Consider the following 23,347-nt stretch of genomic DNA (forward strand, 5'->3'; position numbering starts at 1 on the left):
AAGAAATTGATCCGAAAAGCTTTCTTCTAACAGCAGAAGGAGAAGAAAAAAATGGGATTACAATTCGTGTACCACGTAATATTTTAGATTTTGATCTTGTGTTACTTTCTAATGTTTTGATGCATGAAATGATGCATGTTTTTCAGCGTTCGGGAGAAAATCAGGTCGAAACCAGAGAAGAACGTGAATGGCAGGCATATACCGAAATGATTTTTCATAAAAGGTTTCCAAATGTTCCGACACTGACGAATTTCTATCTCAAACAATTTGGAGAAAAAGCTTTAACGTATTATGAAAGAATGCCGGATGAGATGAAAATAAAATATAGTAGTGAAAAAAATGAATTAATTCAGATCTTACAATCTATCCATGAAAAAGAAAACCAAAAGCAGAATACGGAAACTATTTCCTGGCAAGATTTTGAAAAAATTGATATCCGGGTTGGAACAATAGTTAAAGCAGATGATTTTCCAAAAGCAAAAAATCCTGCTTATATTCTAGAAATTGACTTTGGTCCATTGGGAATTAAAAAAAGTTCGGCCCAAATAACTTCTCTTTATTCAAAAGAAGAATTGATTGGGAAACAAATTATTTCCATCGTTAACTTTCCGAAAAAACAAATCGCTAATCTTATGAGTGAATGTCTTGTAATGGGTGTTTACGGCAATAACAGCGATGTGATTCTTCTGAATCCTGAGCGAAAAGTGGAAAACGGAAGTAAGATTGGGTAAGCATTCTGTTTCGTTATTTAGCTTAACGCTGACAATTTATCAATCAAAAAACTGACGATTCCTCCGCTTTATAATGATTTCTCTTTCATAATATGACAACATGACATTTTAAAATATCAGATGTCATTCTTTTATACGTTGGCACAAAGATTGTCCATTAGGTTGTAACATCATTTTTTTGTGATGTATAAAAGTTCAAAATAAATCATTAATAATATAAAAAATAACTAAACAATATGAGCAAAATAATCGGAATCGATTTAGGTACAACGAACTCTTGTGTTTCTGTAATGGAAGGTAGCGAGCCAGTTGTAATTCCAAATGCAGAAGGTAAAAGAACTACACCATCTATCGTAGCATTCGTAGAAGGTGGTGAAATTAAAGTTGGTGATTCAGCAAAACGTCAAGCTGTAACAAACCCAAAGAAAACGATTTATTCTATCAAACGTTTCATGGGAACTAAATTTAATAATGATGCAGATGAAATCAGTCGTGTTCCTTATTCAGTTGTAAAAGGAAATAATGATACGCCAGCAGTTGACATTGATGGTCGTAACTATACTCCACAAGAAATCTCAGCAATGATTTTACAAAAAATGAAAAAAACAGCTGAAGATTACTTAGGACAAGAAGTATCTAGAGCGGTAATTACTGTACCTGCTTACTTTAACGATGCTCAACGTCAAGCAACAAAAGAAGCTGGTGAAATTGCAGGATTAAAAGTAGAGCGTATTATCAACGAGCCTACTGCTGCAGCATTAGCTTACGGATTAGACAAAGCAAATTCAGATAAAAAAATCGTTGTTTATGATTTAGGTGGTGGTACTTTTGACGTATCTATCTTAGAATTAGGTGACGGTGTATTCGAAGTATTATCTACAAACGGTGATACTCACTTAGGAGGTGATGATTTTGATGATGCAATCATCAATTGGTTGGCTTCTGAATTCCAAGCAAAAGAAGGTGTTGATTTGAAAAAAGATGCAATGGCTTTACAACGTTTACGTGAAGCTGCTGAGAAAGCTAAAATCGAATTATCTTCTTCTGCGCAAACAGAAATTAATTTACCATACGTTACAGCAAATGAAACAGGACCAAAGCACTTAGTAGAAACTTTAACACGTTCAAAATTTGATCAGTTAACAGAAAACTTAGTGAAACGTTCTATGGATCCTTGTCAAAAGGCATTGTCTGATGCAGGATTATCAATCTCTGATATTGACGAAGTAATTTTAGTTGGTGGTTCAACTCGTATTCCTAAAATCCAAGAAGAAGTAGAAAAATTCTTTGGTAAAAAACCATCTAAAGGTGTAAACCCTGATGAAGTTGTTGCAGTAGGAGCAGCTATCCAAGGAGGTGTTTTAACAGGTGACGTAAAAGACGTATTATTATTAGACGTTACGCCATTATCTTTAGGTATTGAAACTTTAGGAGGTGTTTTCACTAAATTAATTGAAGCGAACACAACTATTCCAACTAAAAAATCTGAGGTTTTCTCAACTGCAGTTGATAATCAACCAGCGGTAACATTAAGAATTGGTCAAGGAGAACGTCCTTTATTCAATGACAACAAAGAAATCGGACGCTTTGACTTAGTCGATATTCCACCAGCACAAAGAGGTGTTCCTCAAATCGAAGTTACATTTGATATTGATGCGAATGGTATCTTGAGTGTTTCTGCAAAAGATAAAGGAACTGGAAAAGAGCAATCGATCAAAATTGAAGCTTCTTCCGGATTATCTGATGCGGATATCGAAAGAATGAAAAAAGAAGCGCAAGAAAATGCGGCTAAAGATGAAGAAGCAAAACAAAAAATTGAAAAAGTAAATGCTGCTGATGCTTTAATTTTCCAAACAGAAAAACAATTGACTGAGTATGGAGATAAAATTCCTGCTGATAAAAAACAACCGATTGAAGAAGCTTTAGCAGAAGTAAAATCTGCTCACGCTGCACAAGACGTTGCTGCAATTGATGCTTCTATGGAAAAATTAAATACAGCTTGGAATGCTGCTTCACAAGAAATTTATGCTGCAATGAACGAAGGTCAACAAGGTGGTGCACAAGCTCAACCAGGTACTGATCAAGGTCAAGCTAAAAATGATGGTGTTGAAGACGTAGACTTCGAAGAAGTTAAATAATAGAATTTCATTTATCAAATAGAAAATCCTCCCATTTGGGAGGATTTTTTTATTTATTTTTTGATGATTTTTCGTGTCATCATTTTTCCATCTTTTAATTTAATTTTCACAATATATACACCTGAACTTAAAGATGATGTATTGAGTTGTTTTACAGAATTATCAGACTTTAAAACCAATTGACCTGCTGTATTTAACACTTCTATCGTTGAAATTTGCTCATGAAAATTTCCATCAAAATTTAGATAATCGTTCACCGGATTAGGGTAAAGTTTGAATTCTTTATGCTCGATTTGATTCACGGCTAAATCATCTGTATTGAATTTGAAATTATCATAATAAGCATCACCTCCATAATTATTATGCAAAATAGTCAATCCATGAATATTCATTTTAGTGAAATTATCGCCTGTGTAGACTAAATTATCATTTAGATAATATTTAATTTCATTTTCTTTGACTTCTATTCTAAAATTATTCCATTTGTTAATTGCCCATCCTTCTGCAGCATCTGCATAATCAAAGCCATACTCAATATCTTTTGTAATATACAAATATCCCCTATTCTCCATTCCAAGACCGGCAACCGGATTAAATTCATCTGTATCGGGATTGATGGTATATAAGGTAAACTCGAAATCAGCCCCGTTGCGTTTTGTGACAAAAGCATCAAACGAAATGGTAAAGTTTTTGTAATCTGCTGGTTTTTCAAAAGTTTTTGTCACTCCCATTACAGGAAAACCTTTTGGGCTAAAATCTGTTTGGTCTCCATTTTTGAACGAATAACTTCCATCACTAGCTTGTTCATCAGAAACAAGTTGGTTATTGAGAATAGCCCCATTCCCTTCACTAACTTCCCAACCATTCTGTGAATGCATATTCCCTACTATATAACCTTCGCTTGCTTCAAAAGAAGTATTGTTTTGTGCAAAAGAAATAACACTTCCTGCAACTAATAAAATTGTGTAAACTTTTTTCATATCCTGTTAATTTAAAAAGGTATACAATTTACTGAATTTAATGCATTCGAAAAAAGACACTTTGGTGAATTGTGTACAAAAGATATTTCTATCCTGATAATAGAAATATATAAACGTAATTTTACAGAACGAATTTTTATAAAATTTATTCCAACAAAAAACTCCCTAAAGAGGGAGTTTTTTGTTATTATTAACTATGATGTAATTTACGACTTATGTTGTTGTGCATCAATTACAGCAATGGTAACCATATTTACTATTTCACGAACTGTGCTATCCAATTGCAACAAATGAATTGGTTTTTTCATTCCGATCAGAATTGGGCCAACTGCTTCTATGTTCCCTAATTCCTGCAACAATTTGTATGAAATATTAGCAGATTCAAGATTAGGAAAAACCAATGTATTGGCATATGTTCCGGCTAGTTTAGAAAACGGGAAGTTGCTTTGTAATTTTTCTTTATTCACGGCAAAATTTGCTTGAATATCTCCGTCTACTAAAATATCCGGATGATTTTTATGCAAATAATTTACTGCATTCTGAATTTTAGAAACCGTTTCTCCTTTGTTCGATCCAAAATTTGAATAAGACAATAATGCAATCTTAGGCTGAATTTTAAACTTCTTAATTGTTTCGTTGAATTGCAACGTAATATTCACCAAGTCTTCCGAAGTCGGTTCTAAGTTAACAGTCGTATCTCCTAAGAAAACAGGGCCTTTTTCCGTTAACATCATATACATACTCGCCACTTTTTGTCCTTCCTCTGCTCCGATTAATTCTAAAGCCGGACGAATTGCCTGCGAATAATTTTTTGTCATCCCCGAAATCATTGCATCTGCATAACCAAACTCAACCATGCATGAACCAAAATAATTACGATCTCTCAATAATTTTTTTGCATCTGATTTAGAAATTCCTTTTCGTTGACGTTTATTGTAGATAAATTCTACAAATTCGTTGTAACGATCGGAATCTTCTTCCGCATTCGTGTCTACAATTTCTACATCTTCCAAATCCAACATATACTCTTTGATCATTTGTTGAATCTTATTTTTCTTTCCTAAAATAATTGGAATTGCTATTTTTTCTTCTTTCACAATTTGAGCTGCACGAAGAATTTCGAAACGATCTCCTTCAGCAAAAACAACTCGTTTAGGATTAGATTTTGCAGTTTGTGTTAAATTGCGCATAATCGTACTTTCTTTTCCGATTCGTTTAATCAACGATAATTTATACGCTTCAAAATCTGTGATTTCATTTTTAGCAACACCAGTTTCTATCGCTGCTTTCGCCACAGCTGCTGAAACCTCTGGTAATAAACGAGGATCATTCGGTTTTGGAATAATATATTCTTTCCCAAATTTTATAGAATGATTGTTATAGGCTTGTGTGACAACTTCAGGAACAGGCTGTTTCGCTAATTCTGCAATTGCATGAACCGCAGCAATCTTCATCTCTTCATTAATTGTCGTTGAACGAACATCTAAAGCTCCTCTAAATATGTATGGGAATCCCAAAACATTATTCACCTGATTTGGATAATCTGAGCGACCAGTTCCCATAATAATATCCGTACGTGTAGATACCGCCAAATCATAAGCTATTTCCGGATTCGGATTTGCCATTGCCAATACAATTGGATCGGCAGCCATTGTATTCAACATTTCCGGTGTCAATACATCTGCAGCAGATAACCCAATAAAGACATCGGCCTCTTTTACAGCATCAGCTAACGTAGAAATATCCCGATCTGTCGCCCATTCAGCTTTAGAAGCATCAAGATTGTCTCTGTCGGAACGGATAACACCTTTACTATCCAACATCACGATATTCTCTTTTTTTGCTCCCACAGAAATATACATTCCTGTACAAGAAATAGCAGCTGCTCCTGCTCCATTTACCACGATTTTAACTTTAGAAATATCTTTTCCTTGTAATTCACATGCATTAATCAAAGCGGCTCCGGAAATAATTGCCGTTCCATGTTGATCATCGTGCATCACAGGAATATTCATTTCAGCTTTCAAACGTTTTTCAATTTCAAAACATTCAGGTGCTTTAATATCTTCTAAATTAATTCCTCCAAAAGTTGGCTCTAAAGCTTTTACTGTATTGATAAATTCATCCACATTCTTTGTATCCAATTCGATGTCAAAGACGTCGATATCAGCAAAAATTTTGAATAAAAGTCCTTTTCCTTCCATCACAGGTTTTGAAGCTACTGCTCCAATATCTCCCAGACCTAAAACTGCTGTTCCATTACTAATTACTGCGACTAAGTTTCCTTTTGCCGTGTATTTATAGGCATTTTCAGGATCTTTTTCAATCTCCAAACAAGGTTCCGCAACACCTGGCGAATAAGCAAGAGATAAATCACGTTGCGTATTTGTCGGTTTTGTCGGAACTACTGCAATCTTTCCCGGTTGACCCATTGAATGGTAATTCAATGCGTCTTTCTTACGATTGTCATTCATTTCTCTGTAGTTTTATTTTTTCCAAGAATAAATTTAGGTAAAATTTAACCAAACCATTTATGATGAATGTTGGATTTTGGTATTTTTTGATAGCATGTTATATCTCGAAATAGAATTTTCATTCGGTTTTGATGCAACAATAATCTTTCTTTTTTTGTTAAATATTTGTTTTTCAGGTAAATATTTCTTATTTTCAAGCAAATCAATCTACCTAACACACATGAATAAAATATTTACTCTCCTAATTCTTTCATTCTGTTTTTTATTATTTTCTTGCCATGATGATAATAATTCCATCTACAATGAAAAGAAAGATACAGAAATAAACGCCAGGGTTATTCTGAATTTTAATGATTTTAATCGTCACTTGTTTATAACAAATGATTTTAACAAAAAAGAATCGAATGATTTTGACTCTATTTTACAAAATTATACAATGGATTCTATCATCGTAAAAACAATTGTCTCCAATCAAGTGGCCAATTTTGCGATTAAACTTTTTCCTAAAAAGGAAGACAACGAAACTAACGTTTTATACAATTTGGTTCTTCATAAAGAAGCTGATTTAATGACTAAATATATCTTGAAATTTATTTTGTCCGATAATAAAATTGTAAAAGTCGAAACATTATACAAAGATCTGCATCATAGATCAGGCCCAAACTGCTACGTTCTGGTATATGCCCCTTGTGATTACGGGCATTGGCATAGTGATGATGATTGTATATCGGACGGTTGGAAAACAAAAGTTGTTTGTAACGAAGGTGGTGGTGGTTCCCCTGATGGAAATACGGATAATGGACCTATAATTCCAAGTGGAGAAAATCCTTCTGATATGGGAGGAGGTGGCGGAGGTTCTGACAATAACCAACACCATGACCCTTGTAAAAATTTGAAGAATAAATTGAAGAACGATAATATGTTCAAACAAAAATTAACTGATCTTAAACCAAAAGTTAGTGATACGCAGCGGGAACATGGATTTATTAATACAAATCCGAAAGACAACCCTAATTTAAATTCTGCTGCTCAAAATGTCTATTTAAATCCTAAATCTGCCGAAAGCGGCTCTATAAATTTTGGGATAAATTATTATAGACCTGAGATTTTTGGTTTTGCCCATACTCACCCTACAAAAGAAAACTCATTAGGTATTCCATCTATAACAGATATAAACACTTATCTCAATATGTTAAAAGCGAGAGCAGACCGAGGTTTATCGAACAACGACAGCTATGGTATAGTGGTTGGAAATTATGGTATTTATACCATGATGTTAGAAAATAACCAGAATTTCTTGGATGTTTATAATAATAATACAAGTGCGACAGCCAAAGAATTTTGGAAAAGGTTTGAAGATAATTATAAATATAGAATGTCTTATTATTTCTCAACATTAGATGATATTTCCAAAAATAATATGGAAAAATTTATCACCGAAGTGTTCAAAAAATTCTACCATGAAACAGGTATTGTTATGTACCGCATGACCGATGACATGAATTCGTGGGAAAAATTAGAATTTGACAACAATGGAAATGTAAAGCGTACAATGTGTAAATAAACAATAATATGAAAAAGATAATTTTAATAATAATCTTTTTGGCAAGTCTAAAAATCTTTAGTCAAAGTCAAATAATTCCTTTAAAAACTCCATTAGCAGAATTACCTGAAGGAGCCTATTTAAAAGATGTTAACAACGAACTCAACCAATTTGTGGGTACATGGACCTATACAGAAGGAAGTAAAAAATACACCATTAATTTTAAAAAATTGATTAAAGAAGAGTTTAACTGGGGACCTCATTATTATAAAGATATGTTGATAGGGGGGTATAAACTAGAGGTCAATAATCAAATTATTTACAATTCAATTCTTACTTTATATGAATATTATGAAGCTCCTCTAAGAGGAATCGGTTTTGTCAAAAATCAAAATAAATATATCATCACCTTTGAAGACCCATTAAATTGTGATATCAGCGGAAATGTTAAAATAGAAAAAGACCCTTCAAACATAAACCAACTCATTTGGAAAATGTACAGAGAATTTGAGATGAACCCAAATTTTGAGAAATGTCCCTATTTACACAATATAGACGAAACATCAACTTTTGGTGACACCATGTCATTACCCTATGAAATGATCTTAACAAAATTTACTGATTCTACACAAAAAATAGAATAAATGAAAATAATATTCTTCTTCATATTATTAAGTATCCATATTCAAGCTCAGACAGAAGTTTCTTTAATAGCAGGTTATGGAGATTATCCGGAAGGAACGTATTACAAAGATCTAAACAGCGAACTCAACCAGTTTGTGGGTACATGGACCTATACAAATGGAAGTAAAAAATACACCATTAATTTTAAAAAATTGATTAAATGGGAATCTACATGGGGACCTCATTATTATAAAGATATGTTGATAGGGGGATATAAATTAGAAGTAAATAATCAAGTTATATATAATTCCATTATTTCTAGTTATAATTTTTACGATGCAAGTTTGAACGGTATTAATTTTGTCAAAAATGAAAATAAGTATATCATTATCTTCGAAGACCCATTAAATTGTGATATAAATGGAAAAGCTGTAATAGAAAAAAACCTTTCAAATCCTAACCAACTCATTTGGAAGATGCGCAGAGAATTTGAGATGAACCCCAATTTTGAGAAATGTCCCTATCTACACGATATAGACGAAACATCAACTTTTGGTGACACCATGTCATTACCTTATGAAATGATCTTAATAAAATTTACTGATTCTACACAAAAAATAGAATAAATGAAAATATTCTTCTTCTTCATATTATTAAGTATCCATATTCAAGCTCAGACAGAAGTTTCTTTAAGAGCAGGTTATGGAGATTATCCGGAAGGAACGTATTACAAAGATCTTAACAACGAACTCAACCAGTTTGTGGGTACATGGGGGCTATACAGATGGAGATAAAAAATACACCATTAATTTTAAAAAATTGATTAAACGAGAACCTATATGGGGCCTCATTACTATGAAGATTTAATTATTGGAGGATATAAATTAGAAATCAATAATCAAATTATTTACAATTCAATTCTTACTACGTACGAGTATTATGAGGTTCCTCTAAGAGGAATCGGTTTTGTTAAAAATCAAAATAAATACATGCTTACATTTAAGGACCCATTAAATTGTGATATCAGCGGAAATGCTAAAATAGAAAAAGACCCTTCAAATCCTAACCAACTCATTTGGAAGATGCGCAGAGAATTTGAGATGAACCCCAATTTTGAGAAATGTCCCTATCTACACGATATAGACGAAACATCAACCTTTGGTGACACCATGTCATTACCTTATGAAATGATCTTAATAAAATTTACTGATTCTACACAAAAAATAGAATAAATGAAAAATGCTGTACTAAAGTCTATTCATTACTTCAACCAATTTTGAGGTCAAATTTTTGCGGTTAAATTGTTGTACCTCTTTTTTGTTTGTTTCAAATTTTTGATTCGGATTCACCAACCATTGTTTATAAACAGAAAGTATGAAACCTTTCATCTCTTCCACTTGTTGAGGCATAAAATAGTTTCCTGCCTCTGTTTTTTGTAGTATTTTTTCGACATCAGCATCTGTTGGTCCAATCGCTAAAATCGGATTCCCGGTTGCCATATATTCAAATAGTTTTCCCGGGATAATTCCTTTCGAAGCTTGGTTATCGAAATTTGTCAACAATAAGATGTTTGCAGCATTTATTGCATTCAATGATTCTTGATGCGAAACATAACCGTGGACAATCAAATTATTTTCTAATCCCTGGTCAATTATTGTTTGTTTTACGTCATCTGCCAAAGAACCATAAAAATCGAGTTTAAAATCTTCTTTGAACGATTGGTTTTCAGCTATAATCTCTGACAGTGCTTTCCATAAAGAAGCCGGGTTTCGAAGTATTTCCAATCCTCCTGAATATGTCAAATGGAAATATTTCTGATCTTTTTCTGTTTGTTGTTTTACCTCTTCAAAACCATTTGTTATCACTTCGACCCATTTCGCTCCTATCTTCTTGAAATTCTCTCCATCAGCATAACTTGTTGCAAGAATAACATCTGCTTTTTGCATCACTTCCCGTTCCAAATTCTCGTGTTTTTTGGCAGCCCAAGAAGTTAATTTCAATTCTTTGTGGTAACTGATTTGTGTCCAGGGATCTCGAAAATCTGCCAACCATTTAATATTCGGGAGTTGTTTTTTCAACTTCAAACCAATTAAATGAAGACTATGAGGTGGACCTGAAGTTACAATGGTATCAATATTTTCTTTCTGTAAAAAGTCTTTTAAATATGCTACAGAAGGATTTACCCAAAACTTACGTGCATCGGGAATAAAGAAATTTCCACGAACAAAAACTGATAATTTTGACAACAAAGATTGATTCTCTTTTTTCTCAAAATGTCCTCCTTTGTACGCTTTATTTTTCGGGTTCAGTTTTTCCGCTAATTGATAAGGTTCCCAAATTTTATTCTTGATTAGCTTAACTTTTGGATTGACATCTTTTGCCAAGGTTTCATCAAGAATTGGATAAGAAGGATTTTCCGGGATATAGACATACGTTTCATATCCAAATTCCGGAAGATATTTTGTGAATTTCAACCATCTCTGAACACCAGGGCCTCCCGCAGGAGGCCAATAATAGGTGATGATTAATATTTTTTTCATGCTAAGATTAAGCGTTTTCAGTCGCTACGTTTAAATTCGCTTTTGAAGTACATTTTTTGTATCCCAAATAAAGACCACCGGCCACAACAAGTAGAAGCAGAATATTTGAAATAATCACAATGATATTTCCTGTTGAAATGACTTGCGGTTTAAATTCCAGTACGATCGTATGATTTCCTTTCTGAACAGGAACTGCACGCAGCACATAGTTTGCTTTTTCAATTGGCACTTCTTTTCCATCAACTGTTGCTATCCATCCATGCGGATAATAAACCTCTGAGAAAACCGCAATCTGATCTGTATGTGATGAAGATTTATAGGTCATTTTCATTGGAGAATACTCCACCAATTCAATCTTAGCGTTTTCATCCGCTGAAACATTCAGATTCTTATTTTCAACTAAATCTTTACGTAAGATAACCGTGTTATTAACAGGTATAGAATTAATTGCCAGGATTTCATCATTCGCATTTTCTGTCCACTTAATATTTGAAGCCAGCCATGCACTTCCTAAAGCTGTCGGATTTTGTTGAACTTGTGGCTCACTTGGGCTTCCATGAATAATGTATTTTGTATTCAACATATTCAATACATTGATCAATCCTGTTTCATCCTTTATTCCATACTGTTTTAATTGCGGATTTTGAGAAAAATAAATATCAACAACATCTTGATATTTCCCTAGCTTTGCCGCATGGTAACCTCCTACAGATGGAACAAAGTAAGAAGTTCCTGCTTCGTTAAATGTACTTGAAGCTGTATTGTAAACACGGAAATGCGATGGATCTTGTTTCGCAATATTTGATAACAAATTATTCAAAGGAACTTTATATGCAATTTGTGCTACATTGTTGTTATTCTGGGCTTCAGTTTGCAAACGAGGTGACATTTCAGTCGGAAACGGATTATCAACAATATATTTTGATACAAAATTATCTTCATTCAAATATCTTTTATTAACCGTAAATCCATCAATAAAAGCTAACGCACCAATTCCTAAAACGACAATAATTGGTTTTTTGATCAATTTAAATAAATAACCCAATAATAAAGCCATTGTACAAAGAACAAAAATTAATGTACGAGCTGTATCAGCTTTGAACATTGTAATTCTATCTTGTATCAAAGCTTCGTCCAATCGTTTAATTAATCCATCCCATAGTCCAATTGCATTTGGGTTGGCTTGTTGAATTTGACCAATGAATTGTTCAGTCATCAACTTCTCATTTTCTGACGTAAAAGGAAAAATCATTCCTCCAAATAAGAAGAAAATCAGTAAAATACCAATTGTAGAACCACCAGCTATATAAAGCACTTTCTTTTTGAACTCATCCGACTCTTCAGAATTAAAGAAATAGTACAACGTCAATATCGCTAAGAAAGGCATTGTAAACTCGGCAATAACTAAAATGGAAGAAACGGCGCGGAATTTATCATACATTGGGAAATAGTCAATAAACAGATTCGTCACAAAAGGTAAATTCTTTCCCCAAGCTAAAATAAAGCTTAAGAATGTTGCTCCCGCTAACCATTTTTTATAGGTCGTGTATTTTCCACGAACCATAAATAACCCTATGACAAATAAGAATACAACTACTGCTCCCTGATAAGCAGGACCTGAAGTTCCGGGTTGATCTCCCCAATATGCACTTCGCGGTTGACTTGCTACCGCTTGAAAAACTTGCTGATTAAATTCGTCCTCACCAACACTATACTGCGTATTTTGTAATTCGGAGGTATAGTTTGTTAAATCTTCAGGATTCGTTTGAGAACCACCTCCCATTAAATTCGGAATAAACAAATTCAATGTTTCCAATTTTCCATAGCTCCATTGTGTAATATAATCGTGATCTAATCCGTTTGAATTCTTTTTTAGCAACGTCATTTCAGACTTTCCGCGTGTTGTTTCCTTACTGTATTCGTAAGTTGATAACAATCGGTTTGCATTTAATCCTGCTGCTATTATTACAGCAACAACTACCAATGCTGATGATTTAAAGAAATCAGGCAATTCTTTTTTCTTTAAACTGTCAATAAACTGAACGATTGCAAAAACCAACATCGCCAAGAACAAATAATAGGTCATTTGAATGTGGTTGGCTTGTAATTGCAACCCCATAAACAAGGTTGTCAAGACAAAACCTGCCATGTATTTTTTACGGTACAATAGAAGGATTCCGGCAACTAATGGAGCAAAATAACCAATGGTATGTAATTTACCATTGTGACCTGCTGCAATTAATTCGAAATAATAGGAACCAAATGCAAAGAAAATAGCCCCAACTAGAGCATATTTCCACTTTCTGAAAACTGTTAATCCAAGAATGAAGAAACCAGTAAACAACAAGAAAATATAATCTGCCGGCCGAGGTAAAAACCTAAAGACGCCGTCAATTGTTTTGATCACATCAAAATTATATTTTGCTCCTGTCTGATAGGTTGGCATACCACCAAACATGGCATCGGACCAATAGACATTTTCACCTGTCTTCTCCTGATACGTCAACATTTCTTGAGCACTTCCTTTGTAGTTGATAATATCAGGCTGTATAACAGATTTCCCTGATAAAACTGGTGCACAATAGACCAATGCTACCACTACAAAAAGTAGCAATGAGATAAGAACGTAGAGTAAATTCTTTTTATTTTTCATCCTTTTTTTCTTCGATTATTTCGTAATCCACCGTTTCGGCGTCTATATTGTATTTCGGTTTGTCGAAAGATGTGTTTTCTTGTGATTCTCTATGAGAATCGTTTGAATTTTGGTTCTGATTGTAAGCATTTCTTTGTTGATTAATTGCTTCCTGAAAAACTTTTTTGACCGCAAAGACTTTTCTTAAAAATCTAAAAATAGTTAAGAAAATGATACCTAGAATAATAATCCAAAGAATTGTTTTCATGTTAGTTCACTGTTGTGACAGTTGTAACCGATTCGGTCATGGTTTGTTTTTGACCTTGCGCTTCCACTGTACGTTTTAATGTTTCCTTTTTCGTTAAATTAACTTTGTTGATCCAACCTGATTTCGTATCCAACAAAATTTTTCCATCTACATTCGCACTACTATTTGCAGACATTGTTACACCTTGCTGCGATTCGTTACCTTTTAAATCTTGTTTGCCTGTTACAGAAATTGTCGTATTTGAAGGTTCTACACTTGCTAAGGTTCTTTTCATTGAAATGCTTCCTTTCATTGGTCCCTTATCAATTTTTTGACTATCGCTCCAAGACTCTTTCAAAGCTAAAGTTTTATTCGGAAAAATGTTCATTGTTTCTTCAAACTGAGAAGAAATAGCTTCTTTGTTTAATGAATTGTTGATAATTTCTGTAAAGAATTTAAACTCTTCTGCTGTTACTTGTTTTTTCACAGAATTAAGAATCGATGATTTGATCGCTTCTAATCCATCGACACTTAGCACCTTTCCTTTCTGATCAACTTTCATTGTATACGTTTTCCCAGTCATCGCTTTGTAAATTGACCATGAAACTGCAATGTCCTTGTTCGCAGGCTTCGCAGCATCTGTGTCATACGAAATAGATTTTCCTGAAGGATCTGTCATCTTCTCGCTATATTGTTTAGATTTTACTTCTAAAGTATAAGCTCCGTCTTTAAAATCTTTTACCGTATAATCAATTTTCTTTTTACTTTCGCTTGACATCTTTTGAGATTGTTTTCCATCAGAAGCTGTATGTGTTGTTTTGACACCTAACGTCATCGGATAAGTTTTCCCTATCTCTAAATTGTATTTATAAGCATATTTACCATCAACATCTTTTGCAATTGCAACAACTTCCGGTTTTACTACTAAAGAATCAACTTTCAAAGAATCGTTCGTTTCTGTTTTAGCAACAGTATCACCTTTTTCATTTACGATTAATTCTTTTCCGTCTTTATCTTTTCCTACAACTTTATCCTCTTTTTTACATGAAACAACTGCCATTGCGACAGCCATCATGAATAGTATTTTTTTCATATAAATTTTTATGTTTGATAATTGGTTTATTGCCAAAATCAATCCAAAAATAAGGATTTTAGTTGATTTTTTAACATTAAGATTTTAAATCAATCATACATAATTACTTATCATAAATTCAATTCAAATAAGAAAAGCCATTCTAATGAATGGCTTTTCTTATTTGATAAATGGAATAGCAAGCGATAAACTGAAATAGTGATTTCTCGATTTAATGTCATCTCCTTTATTAAAATTGGTTATTCCGTATGTATAACGCGCATTGATAGAAGCACCGAATTTAAAATCATACCCAATTCCTCCAACTACAGAAAAGTCCAAATCTTTAAAATCATCAATATCATCTTTTAGATCTACTCGTTGAGAAATTGTTTGAATAATACCTTGATAATTCCTGATATCTACTTGACGTGTATATTTTCCCAAATAAAAATAGGAAAGTTGCGGACCTACTTCGAAAGTCATTCCATTCTCCATCTTATATTTTGCAAGAACAGGTAAGGCAATATAGTCTGTTTTAAATTTTCCTTCAGATTCATACGTTAAACCTTCAAAACTAAAATCTTCTTTTGTTCTGAAACCTTGTGAAGAATATAAAAGTTCTGGTTGAATTGAAAGATTTTTATCAACAGGAATGTTCACATAGATACCTACTGTTGGCCCAAATTTGAATTTAGAGTTAATAAGCTCTTTATTTTCTGAAAAGCTAACATTAGAAAAATTAGAACCTAATCTCATTCCTAAAGTTGTTTGCGCTTGCGCAAACATGCTTAAACTGATAAAAGTTAATAAAGTGTAGATTTTTTTCATACAATACTATTTTATAGTAAAAATAATATTAATAATTGAGAGTTGAAGAAATAAGTATCAACAAAAAAAGCCTCCCATATTTGGGAGGCTTTTCAATTTATAATCGAATAGATTATGCTTTTTCTTCAGTACTTTCAGTTTCTGTTGCCGGAGCTTCTGCAGCCGGAGCAGCTTCTTCTGTTTTTGTACTTTTTCTACTACGACGTGTCGTTGCTTTCTTTTCAACTTTCGCGTTAGTGTAGATATCATTGAAATCTACTAACTCGATCATTGCCATGTCAGCTGAATCTCCTAAACGGAAACCAGTTTTGATGATACGAGTGTATCCTCCTGGACGATTAGCAATTTTAGGAGCTACAGTTCTGAATAGTTCAGTTACAGCTTCCTTATCTTGTAAGTATGAAAATACAACGCGACGGTTGTTCGTATCGTCTGTTTTAGACTTTGTCAATAAAGGCTCAACATATGTTTGTAATGCTTTAGCCTTTGCTACTGTTGTGTTGATTCTTTTATGAGTAATCAACGCTATAGCTAAATTAGATAATAAAGCTCTTCTATGAGAGGCAGTTCTACCTAAATGGTTAAATTTTTTTCCGTGTCTCATTTTTTAATAAAATTATTCTACGTCTAACTTATATTTTACGATGTCCATTCCAAAGTTAAGACCTTTGCTGTCCACCAATTCTTCTAACTCTGTAAGAGATTTCTTACCAAAGTTTCTGAATTTCATTAAGTCAGACTTAGCGAAAGAAACTAATTCGCCTAATGTTTCAACTTCAGCTGCTTTTAAACAATTTAATGCTCTTACTGATAAATCCATATCTACCAATTTTGTTTTCAATAATTGGCGCATATGTAACGCTTCTTCATCGTAAGTTTCACCAGATGCAACTTCTTCTGCTTCCAATGTAATTCTCTCGTCTGAGAACAACATAAAGTGGTGAATTAAGATTTTAGCTGCTTCAGTTAAAGCATCTTGAGGTGTTATAGATCCATCTGTAGTGATTTCAAAAACTAATTTTTCATAATCAGTTTTTTGTTCTACACGATGGTTTTCAATTGCATATCTTACATTCTTAATAGGAGTGTAAATAGAGTCAATTGCTATAGTACCGATTGGCGCAGAAGCCTTTTTATTCTCATCAGCTGGTACGTATCCTCTCCCTTTTTCGATTGTAAATGTAATGGTTACATTTACTTTAGCGTCTAAGTTAGCGATTACTAATTCAGGGTTTAAAACTTGGAATCCAGAAATAAATTTCCCTAAATCACCTGCTGTTAATTGATCTTGCCCTGAGATAGTAGCAGTTACAGTTTCAGCATCTGATTCATCAATTTGTTTCTTAAAACGAACCTTTTTCAGATTTAAAATGATCTCTGTAACATCTTCCACTACTCCTGGAATAGTTGAAAATTCGTGCTCAACACCTTCAATTTTAATTGAAGTGATCGCATATCCTTCTAATGAAGAAAGTAAAACTCTACGTAGAGCATTTCCAACTGTAATCCCGTATCCTGGCTCTAATGGACGGAATTCGAATTGTCCAAATTTAGAGTCAGACTCTACTAAGATTACTTTGTCAGGTTTGATGAAATTTAAAATAGTCATTTTATTAGTCTGATTTTAAGGTTTATTTAGAATATAACTCGACGATTAATTGCTCTTTGATATCTTCTGGAATTTGAACTCTTTCTGGAGCTTTTGTGAAAGTACCAGCTTTTTGCTCATCGTTCCAAACTAACCAATCGTACTCGCGACGTGCGTGTAAAGAGTTTGTGATAGCAGCTAAAGATTTAGATTTTTCTCTAACAGCTATAACATCACCAGCTTTTAATTGGTAAGATGGGATGTTCACGATTTCTCCGTTTACAGTTACGTGTTTGTGAGATACTAATTGACGTGCAGCACTACGTGAGTTTGCGATACCTAAACGGTAAACTACGTTGTCTAAACGAGATTCACATAATTGTAATAATACTTCACCTGTAATTCCTTTAGAAGCATTTGCTTTCTTGTATAAGTTAGCAAATTGTTTCTCTAAGATACCGTAAGTATATTTCGCTTTTTGTTTTTCAGTTAACTGAATAGCGTATTCTGATTTTTTAGCTCTTCTTTTGTTAGGTCCGTGTTGCCCTGGAGGATATTTCTTTTTCTCAAAAGATTTATCGTCACCGAAAATTGGTTGTCCAAATTTTCTTGCAATTTTAGTTTTTGGTCCTGTATATCTTGCCATGATTTGTTACTATTAAATATTAAATAATTAAATGAGAAAAATGATTATACTCTTCTCTTTTTAGGTGGACGACATCCATTGTGTGGTAATGGAGTAACATCAACGATCTCAGAAACTTCGATACCACCGTTATGAATTGTTCTAATAGCAGATTCACGACCTTGACCTGGTCCTTTCACGAATACTTTTACTCTTCTTAATCCTGCTTCATAAGCAACTGTTGTTGCATCTTGAGCAGCTACTTGAGCAGCGTAAGGAGTGTTCTTTTTAGATCCACGGAATCCCATTTTACCTGCTGAAGACCAAGAGATAACTTCACCGTTTTTGTTAGTTAAAGTAACGATAACGTTGTTAAACGATGCTTGAATATGAGCTTGTCCAGTAGCTTCAATAACTACTTTTCTTTTCTTTACTACTTTCTGATTTTTTGCCATGATCCTACTTATTATTTAGTGGCTTTTTTCTTGTTAGCAACTGTTTTCTTTTTACCTTTTCTTGTACGTGAGTTGTTTTTAGTTCTTTGACCACGTAATGGTAAACCTAATCTGTGACGAATACCTCGTTGACATCCGATATCCATTAAACGTTTGATGTTTAATTGGATTTCTGATCTTAATTCACCTTCTACTTTGAAAGTTTCATTGATCGATGCACGGATTCCGTTGATTTCTTCATCAGTCCATTCGCTAACTTTCTTATCTTCTGAAATGTTATTTTCAGCTAAGATTTTAGAAGCACTGCTTCTTCCGATCCCGTAAATGTATGTAAGTCCGATTACCCCTCTTTTGTTTTTAGGTAAATCTACACCTGAAATTCTTGCCATAATTCTAAATAATTAACCTTGTCTTTGTTTAAACTTAGGATTCTTTTTGTTGATCACATACAAACGTCCTTTACGACGTACAATCTTACAGTCAGCACTTCTCTTTTTAATGGATGCTCTAATTTTCATCTTTGTAAATTTATTTATAATCCGATAGAGTTAACGTCGAAACATTAACTCTATCACCAGTCGTTAAATTATTTTTTTAGTATCTATAAGATATTCTACCTTTTGTTAAGTCATAAGGAGACATCTCTATTTTAACTCTATCACCTGGTAATAGCTTAATGTAATGCATACGCATTTTACCAGATATATTACATGTTACAACATGTCCATTTTCTAATTCGACACGGAACATTGCATTAGATAATGCTTCTGTAATCGTACCGTCTTGTTCAATATGTTTTTGTTTAGCCATAAATCTTTTTAAATAATCTTATTAGATATCTCTTGAAGTTCTACCTGAAGACATTAAACCATCGTAACGGTGATTTAATAAATAGGTATTAATTTGCTGTACAGTATCTAAGATAACTCCCACCATAATTAACATCGATGTACCTCCAAAGAACATTGCTAAGCTCTGTTCTACACCTAATAATTTTACAATCGCTGGCAAAACAGCAAGCAAAGTTAGTAAAATTGCTCCAGGTAACGTAATTTTTGATAAAATTTCGTCTAAAAAATTTGCAGTTTCTTTTCCAGGACGGATTCCAGGGATGATTCCTCCGTTACGTTTAAGGTCTTCTGCCATCTGATTAACTGGAATTGTAATCGCAGTATAAAAATAAGTGAAGACAATAATTAGTAACCCAAAAATCAAGTTGTATTCCCACGTAAACGGATCTGCCATTTTCGCGAAGAATGCTTTTATTGGACTTCCTTCGTCTAAGAAATAGTTTGCCAATGTTCCTGGTAAAAACATAATTGCTTGTGCGAAGATAATAGGCATTACACCTGCTGCATTTACTTTAAGTGGAATATATGAACGTACAGAATCTGTAACTGATCTCATATATGAGCTACTTGAAGTTTGCGCTCTTCTTACATATTGTACTGGTACTTTACGCACCGCTGCAACAATCATAATACACATTGCAATAACTAGGATTAACCCTAACATTTCTATCAAGAAGAAAATACCGTTTGAAGGGTCTACTTCAAATGCATTAAATATTGCTTTTGGTAAGTCGGCCAAGATACCAACCATAATTAAGATTGAAATACCGTTACCTATACCTTTGTCAGTAATTTTTTCTCCCATCCACATGGCAAAGATTGTTCCCGTAATCAAAATGATTGTTGAAGGGAACCAGAACCAAAAGTTAGTTGGAGGAATTACATAGATAGCATATGATGAAGTTGGATCGTAAGGTAAAATCTGAGAAGTTACCAATGTAAGGTATGCTGGTGCTTGCACCAAACAAATCCCGATTGTTAACCATCTCGTAATTTGATTTACTTTGTTACGTCCGCTTTCTCCTTCTTTTTGTAGTTTTTGGATGTAAGGTACTGCTAATCCCATCAATTGTACAACAATCGAAGCAGAGATATAAGGCATAATTCCTAACGCAAATACGGAAGCTCTTTTGAAAGAACCTCCGGTAAAAGAGTTTAATAATCCTAAAATTCCTGAATTTGCATTTTCTTGGTCTGCAACAAAACGATTAACCTCGTTAATATCGACACCTGGAAGTGGAATATGAGAACCGAATCTATAAACCAATAATAGAAGGATAGTTACAAGTAACTTATCCTTCAATTCTTTTATGCTCCAGATATTTTTTATGGTCTGTATAAACCCTTTCATCTATAAAATATATTCTTAAGCGTTAACTAATTCTACTTTACCTCCTGCTTTCTCAATAGCCTCTTGAGCAGATTGAGTGAATTTATCAGCAGTAACATTAACAGTAGCTTTTAACTCTCCACGACCTAAGATTTTCACTAAGTCGTTTTTGTGAGCTAAACCTAATTGTACTAATGTTTCTTTGTTTAAAGTATCTGTAATTTTGTTGTTATCAACTAATTGTTGAATTGTATCTAAATTGATTCCTGTGTACTCAACTCTGTTGATATTTTTGAAACCAAATTTAGGTAAACGTCTTTGTAAAGGCATTTGTCCACCCTCAAATCCGATTTTTCTTGAATAACCAGAACGAGATTTAGCACCTTTGTGTCCACGACCTGCAGTCAAACCGTTTCCACTACCTTCACCTCTACCTTTACGGAATTTATTTTTTACTGAACCAGCTGCTGGTTTTAAATTACTTAAATTCATTTTAATAATCTTTTAAAGGTTAAAAGCGATTAAGCTCTTTCTACTACTACTAAGTGTGAAACTTTACGAATCATACCTTCAATTTGAGGTGTAGATTCGTGCTCAACAACTTGATTCAACTTTTTTAAACCTAAAGCAACTAATGTAGCTTTTTGAGATTTATCACGGTTGATTGCGCTACGTGTTTGTTTTACTCTTACTTTGCTCATTTTACTTTTTTTTAACCGTTGAACACTTTAGTTATAGAAATACCTCTTTGACGTGCAATTGTTTCTACAGAACGTAAGCTCAATAAAGCACGGAATGTAGCTTTTACCGCATTGTGAGGGTTAGAAGAACCTTTCGATTTTGATAATACATCATGTACACCAACTGATTCTAATACCGCACGTACTGTACCACCTGCAATTACCCCTGTACCTTTTGCTGCCGGACGGATGAATACTTGCGCACCACCGAAACGAGCTTCTTGCTCATGAGGAATTGTGTTGTTAAACAATGGGATACGTACTAAGTTTTTCTTTGCATCTTCGATAGCTTTAGCAATTGCAGAAGCAACATCTTTAGATTTACCTAATCCAAAACCTACTACTCCGTTTCCATCACCTACTACTACGATTGCAGAGAAACCAAATGCTCTACCTCCTTTTGTTACTTTAGTAACACGTTGTACTCCAACTAAACGATCTTTTAAATCTAAACCTGTTGGTTTTACTCTTTCTACGTTTTTAAATCCTAACATAATTTCTTTCTCTTTTTTAGAATTTTAATCCACCTTCTCTAGCACCATCTGCTAAAGCTTTGATTCTACCATGATACACGAAACCGTTACGGTCAAAAACTACAGTTTCAATTCCTTTTGCAATAGCTTTTGCAGCTAAAGCTTTACCAACAGATGCAGAAACATCAGTTTTTGTACCTTCTACAGAAACACCTTTTTCACGAGATGATGCAGAAGCTAAAGTTACTCCACTGTTATCGTCAATAATTTGAGCGTAAATTTCTTTGTTAGAACGGTAAACTGACAAACGAGGTTTAGTTTCTGTTCCAAAAATATTTCGACGCACGCGTCTTTTTATTTTTTGTCTTTTTTCTACTTTAGATAATGCCATTTTTCAATGATTTTTATGCAGATTTACCTGCTTTTCTTCTAATAATTTCCCCTACGAACTTAATTCCTTTTCCTTTGTAAGGCTCTGGCTTACGGTAAGAACGAATTTTAGCTACAACCATTCCTAATAATTGATTATCGTGAGACGATAATGTAATCACAGGGCTTTTACCTTTTTCAGTTAAAGTTTCAACTTTAACTTCCGTTGGTAATTCGATAATGATGTTGTGAGAGAAACCTAATGACAAATCTAATTTTTGTCCTTGGTTAGATGCTCTATAACCTACCCCAATCAATTCTAATTGTTTTTTAAAACCTTCTGTTACACCGATAACCATATTATTGATCAATGAACGGTATAAACCATGTAAAGCTTTACTATCTTTAGATTCGTTTGGACGAACTACAGTTAAAACTCCGTCTTCGATTTTTACATCAAATCCTTCTTTTAACTCTCTTGTCATTGTAATGTTGTTACCAGTTACAGTAACTACGTTATCTTTAAATTCAACTGTTGCAGCTGAAGGAATATTGATCTGTGCGTGTCCTATTCTTGACATAATTTCTTAATTTTTTAAAAGATTAATAAACAAAACATAAAACTTCACCACCAACATTCTCTTGACGAGCTTGTTTATCTGTCATAACACCTTTAGAAGTTGAAATGATCGCAACACCTAAACCGTTTAATACACGAGGCAATTCTTTAGATCCTGCATATTGACGTAAACCTGGAGTTGAAGCTCTTTTAATTTTACGGATAGCTGGCTCTTTCGTAACTTTATCGTACTTTAAAGCGATTTTAATCGTTCCTTGAGGTTGATCTTGACCTTCAAATTTGTAGTTCAAAATGTAACCTTGTTCAAATAAGATCTTAGTGATCTCTTTTTTAATTTTAGATGCAGGGATTTCCACTACTTTGTGTCCTGCCATCATTGCATTTCTAACACGAGTTAGAAAATCTGAAATTGGATCTGTATACATAAATAATTCTATAGTATAGCACCGAAGTACTACTTTTAAAATTAAACTTTTACCAAAATGCACTATGCATTTGGGTTGCAAATATATTGCATATTTTTT

General features: G+C 33.5%; 28 protein-coding genes. 7 read left to right on the top strand and 21 right to left on the bottom strand.

The window, feature by feature from the left end:
- Positions 1–404: 404 nt before the first annotated feature.
- Together H277_RS0103340 and dnaK are read left to right on the top strand one after the other, a co-directional pair.
- On the top strand, positions 405–731 hold the full coding sequence (locus H277_RS0103340) for a tRNA-binding protein (RefSeq protein ID WP_026357388.1): 327 nt from the start codon (positions 405–407) through the stop codon (positions 729–731).
- A 236-nt stretch (positions 732–967) separates the two neighbouring features.
- Positions 968–2,869: a molecular chaperone DnaK gene (dnaK, locus tag H277_RS0103345; RefSeq protein WP_019974162.1), complete on the top strand. Its 1,902-nt coding sequence runs from the start codon at positions 968–970 to the stop codon at positions 2,867–2,869.
- 53 nt (positions 2,870–2,922) lie between these two features.
- Here dnaK and H277_RS0103350 read toward each other — a convergent pair whose 3' ends face one another.
- Positions 2,923–3,849: a T9SS type A sorting domain-containing protein gene (locus H277_RS0103350; protein WP_019974163.1), complete on the bottom strand. Its 927-nt coding sequence runs from the start codon at positions 3,847–3,849 to the stop codon at positions 2,923–2,925.
- A 206-nt stretch (positions 3,850–4,055) separates the two neighbouring features.
- A complete protein-coding gene (locus tag H277_RS0103355) occupies positions 4,056–6,323 on the bottom strand; it encodes an NADP-dependent malic enzyme (RefSeq protein ID WP_019974164.1) in 2,268 nt (755 codons plus the stop codon).
- A 220-nt stretch (positions 6,324–6,543) separates the two neighbouring features.
- Here H277_RS0103355 and H277_RS0103360 point away from each other — a divergent pair, with 220 nt between their 5' ends.
- The 5 genes from H277_RS0103360 to H277_RS20475 are packed head-to-tail and all read left to right on the top strand — an operon-like array spanning position 6,544 to position 9,722.
- Positions 6,544–7,887, top strand: a complete 1,344-nt coding sequence (locus H277_RS0103360; protein WP_146810809.1) for a hypothetical protein — start codon at positions 6,544–6,546, stop codon at positions 7,885–7,887.
- A gap of 8 nt (positions 7,888–7,895) precedes the next feature.
- Entirely contained in the window at positions 7,896–8,510 is a 615-nt protein-coding gene (locus H277_RS19615; protein ID WP_019974166.1) for a DUF6705 family protein, read from the top strand.
- Positions 8,511–9,116, top strand: a complete 606-nt coding sequence (locus tag H277_RS0103370; RefSeq protein WP_019974167.1) for a DUF6705 family protein — start codon at positions 8,511–8,513, stop codon at positions 9,114–9,116.
- Complete coding sequence (locus H277_RS20470) at positions 9,117–9,284, top strand: DUF6705 family protein (RefSeq protein WP_019974168.1); 168 nt, start codon at positions 9,117–9,119, stop codon at positions 9,282–9,284.
- Between the two features lie 45 nt (positions 9,285–9,329).
- Positions 9,330–9,722 (top strand): hypothetical protein, encoded by a 393-nt coding sequence (locus H277_RS20475; RefSeq protein ID WP_019974169.1) that lies wholly within the window; start codon positions 9,330–9,332, stop codon positions 9,720–9,722.
- A 15-nt stretch (positions 9,723–9,737) separates the two neighbouring features.
- Here the strand turns inward: H277_RS20475 and H277_RS0103385 are convergent, their stop codons facing one another.
- The 19 genes from H277_RS0103385 to rpsH form a co-directional block, all read right to left on the bottom strand.
- Positions 9,738–11,030 carry a glycosyltransferase gene (locus H277_RS0103385; RefSeq protein WP_019974170.1) on the bottom strand — a complete coding sequence of 431 codons (1,293 nt, stop codon included), beginning with the start codon at positions 11,028–11,030 and terminating at the stop codon, positions 9,738–9,740.
- 7 nt (positions 11,031–11,037) lie between these two features.
- Positions 11,038–13,683 (bottom strand): YfhO family protein, encoded by a 2,646-nt coding sequence (locus H277_RS0103390; protein WP_033422558.1) that lies wholly within the window; start codon positions 13,681–13,683, stop codon positions 11,038–11,040.
- Positions 13,673–13,930, bottom strand: coding sequence for a hypothetical protein (locus H277_RS0103395; protein ID WP_019974172.1), 258 nt, complete (start codon positions 13,928–13,930; stop codon positions 13,673–13,675). Before H277_RS0103395 ends, H277_RS0103390 begins: the two co-directional genes overlap by 11 nt.
- 1 nt (position 13,931) lies before the next feature.
- Positions 13,932–15,002, bottom strand: coding sequence for a DUF6263 family protein (locus H277_RS0103400; protein ID WP_146810506.1), 1,071 nt, complete (start codon positions 15,000–15,002; stop codon positions 13,932–13,934).
- A gap of 159 nt (positions 15,003–15,161) precedes the next feature.
- Entirely contained in the window at positions 15,162–15,812 is a 651-nt protein-coding gene (locus H277_RS0103405; protein ID WP_019974174.1) for a porin family protein, read from the bottom strand.
- 112 nt (positions 15,813–15,924) lie between these two features.
- Positions 15,925–16,416 carry a 50S ribosomal protein L17 gene (gene rplQ / locus H277_RS0103410; protein WP_019974175.1) on the bottom strand — a complete coding sequence of 164 codons (492 nt, stop codon included), beginning with the start codon at positions 16,414–16,416 and terminating at the stop codon, positions 15,925–15,927.
- Positions 16,417–16,428: 12 nt separating this feature from the next.
- On the bottom strand, positions 16,429–17,421 hold the full coding sequence (locus H277_RS0103415; protein ID WP_019974176.1) for a DNA-directed RNA polymerase subunit alpha: 993 nt from the start codon (positions 17,419–17,421) through the stop codon (positions 16,429–16,431).
- A gap of 22 nt (positions 17,422–17,443) precedes the next feature.
- A complete protein-coding gene (gene rpsD / locus H277_RS0103420; protein WP_019974177.1) occupies positions 17,444–18,046 on the bottom strand; it encodes a 30S ribosomal protein S4 in 603 nt (200 codons plus the stop codon).
- Between the two features lie 44 nt (positions 18,047–18,090).
- Positions 18,091–18,480 carry a 30S ribosomal protein S11 gene (gene rpsK / locus H277_RS0103425; protein ID WP_019974178.1) on the bottom strand — a complete coding sequence of 130 codons (390 nt, stop codon included), beginning with the start codon at positions 18,478–18,480 and terminating at the stop codon, positions 18,091–18,093.
- An 11-nt stretch (positions 18,481–18,491) separates the two neighbouring features.
- Positions 18,492–18,869, bottom strand: a complete 378-nt coding sequence (gene rpsM, locus H277_RS0103430) for a 30S ribosomal protein S13 (RefSeq protein ID WP_019974179.1) — start codon at positions 18,867–18,869, stop codon at positions 18,492–18,494.
- A 12-nt stretch (positions 18,870–18,881) separates the two neighbouring features.
- Positions 18,882–18,998, bottom strand: coding sequence for a type B 50S ribosomal protein L36 (ykgO, locus tag H277_RS19930; RefSeq protein WP_013598490.1), 117 nt, complete (start codon positions 18,996–18,998; stop codon positions 18,882–18,884).
- 76 nt (positions 18,999–19,074) lie between these two features.
- A complete protein-coding gene (infA, locus tag H277_RS0103435) occupies positions 19,075–19,290 on the bottom strand; it encodes a translation initiation factor IF-1 (protein ID WP_019974180.1) in 216 nt (71 codons plus the stop codon).
- A gap of 21 nt (positions 19,291–19,311) precedes the next feature.
- Complete coding sequence (secY, locus tag H277_RS0103440) at positions 19,312–20,682, bottom strand: preprotein translocase subunit SecY (RefSeq protein ID WP_019974181.1); 1,371 nt, start codon at positions 20,680–20,682, stop codon at positions 19,312–19,314.
- 15 nt (positions 20,683–20,697) lie between these two features.
- A complete protein-coding gene (gene rplO, locus H277_RS0103445) occupies positions 20,698–21,153 on the bottom strand; it encodes a 50S ribosomal protein L15 (protein WP_019974182.1) in 456 nt (151 codons plus the stop codon).
- A 29-nt stretch (positions 21,154–21,182) separates the two neighbouring features.
- A complete protein-coding gene (rpmD, locus tag H277_RS0103450; protein WP_019974183.1) occupies positions 21,183–21,362 on the bottom strand; it encodes a 50S ribosomal protein L30 in 180 nt (59 codons plus the stop codon).
- Positions 21,363–21,373: 11 nt separating this feature from the next.
- A complete protein-coding gene (gene rpsE, locus H277_RS0103455) occupies positions 21,374–21,895 on the bottom strand; it encodes a 30S ribosomal protein S5 (RefSeq protein ID WP_019974184.1) in 522 nt (173 codons plus the stop codon).
- A 16-nt stretch (positions 21,896–21,911) separates the two neighbouring features.
- On the bottom strand, positions 21,912–22,265 hold the full coding sequence (gene rplR, locus H277_RS0103460) for a 50S ribosomal protein L18 (protein WP_019974185.1): 354 nt from the start codon (positions 22,263–22,265) through the stop codon (positions 21,912–21,914).
- 13 nt (positions 22,266–22,278) lie between these two features.
- Positions 22,279–22,824 carry a 50S ribosomal protein L6 gene (gene rplF / locus H277_RS0103465; protein ID WP_019974186.1) on the bottom strand — a complete coding sequence of 182 codons (546 nt, stop codon included), beginning with the start codon at positions 22,822–22,824 and terminating at the stop codon, positions 22,279–22,281.
- Between the two features lie 22 nt (positions 22,825–22,846).
- On the bottom strand, positions 22,847–23,248 hold the full coding sequence (gene rpsH, locus H277_RS0103470) for a 30S ribosomal protein S8 (RefSeq protein WP_019974187.1): 402 nt from the start codon (positions 23,246–23,248) through the stop codon (positions 22,847–22,849).
- Positions 23,249–23,347: the final 99 nt, after the last annotated feature.

Source organism: Empedobacter brevis NBRC 14943 = ATCC 43319 (genome assembly GCF_000382425.1).
GTDB classification, from domain to species: domain Bacteria; phylum Bacteroidota; class Bacteroidia; order Flavobacteriales; family Weeksellaceae; genus Empedobacter; species Empedobacter brevis.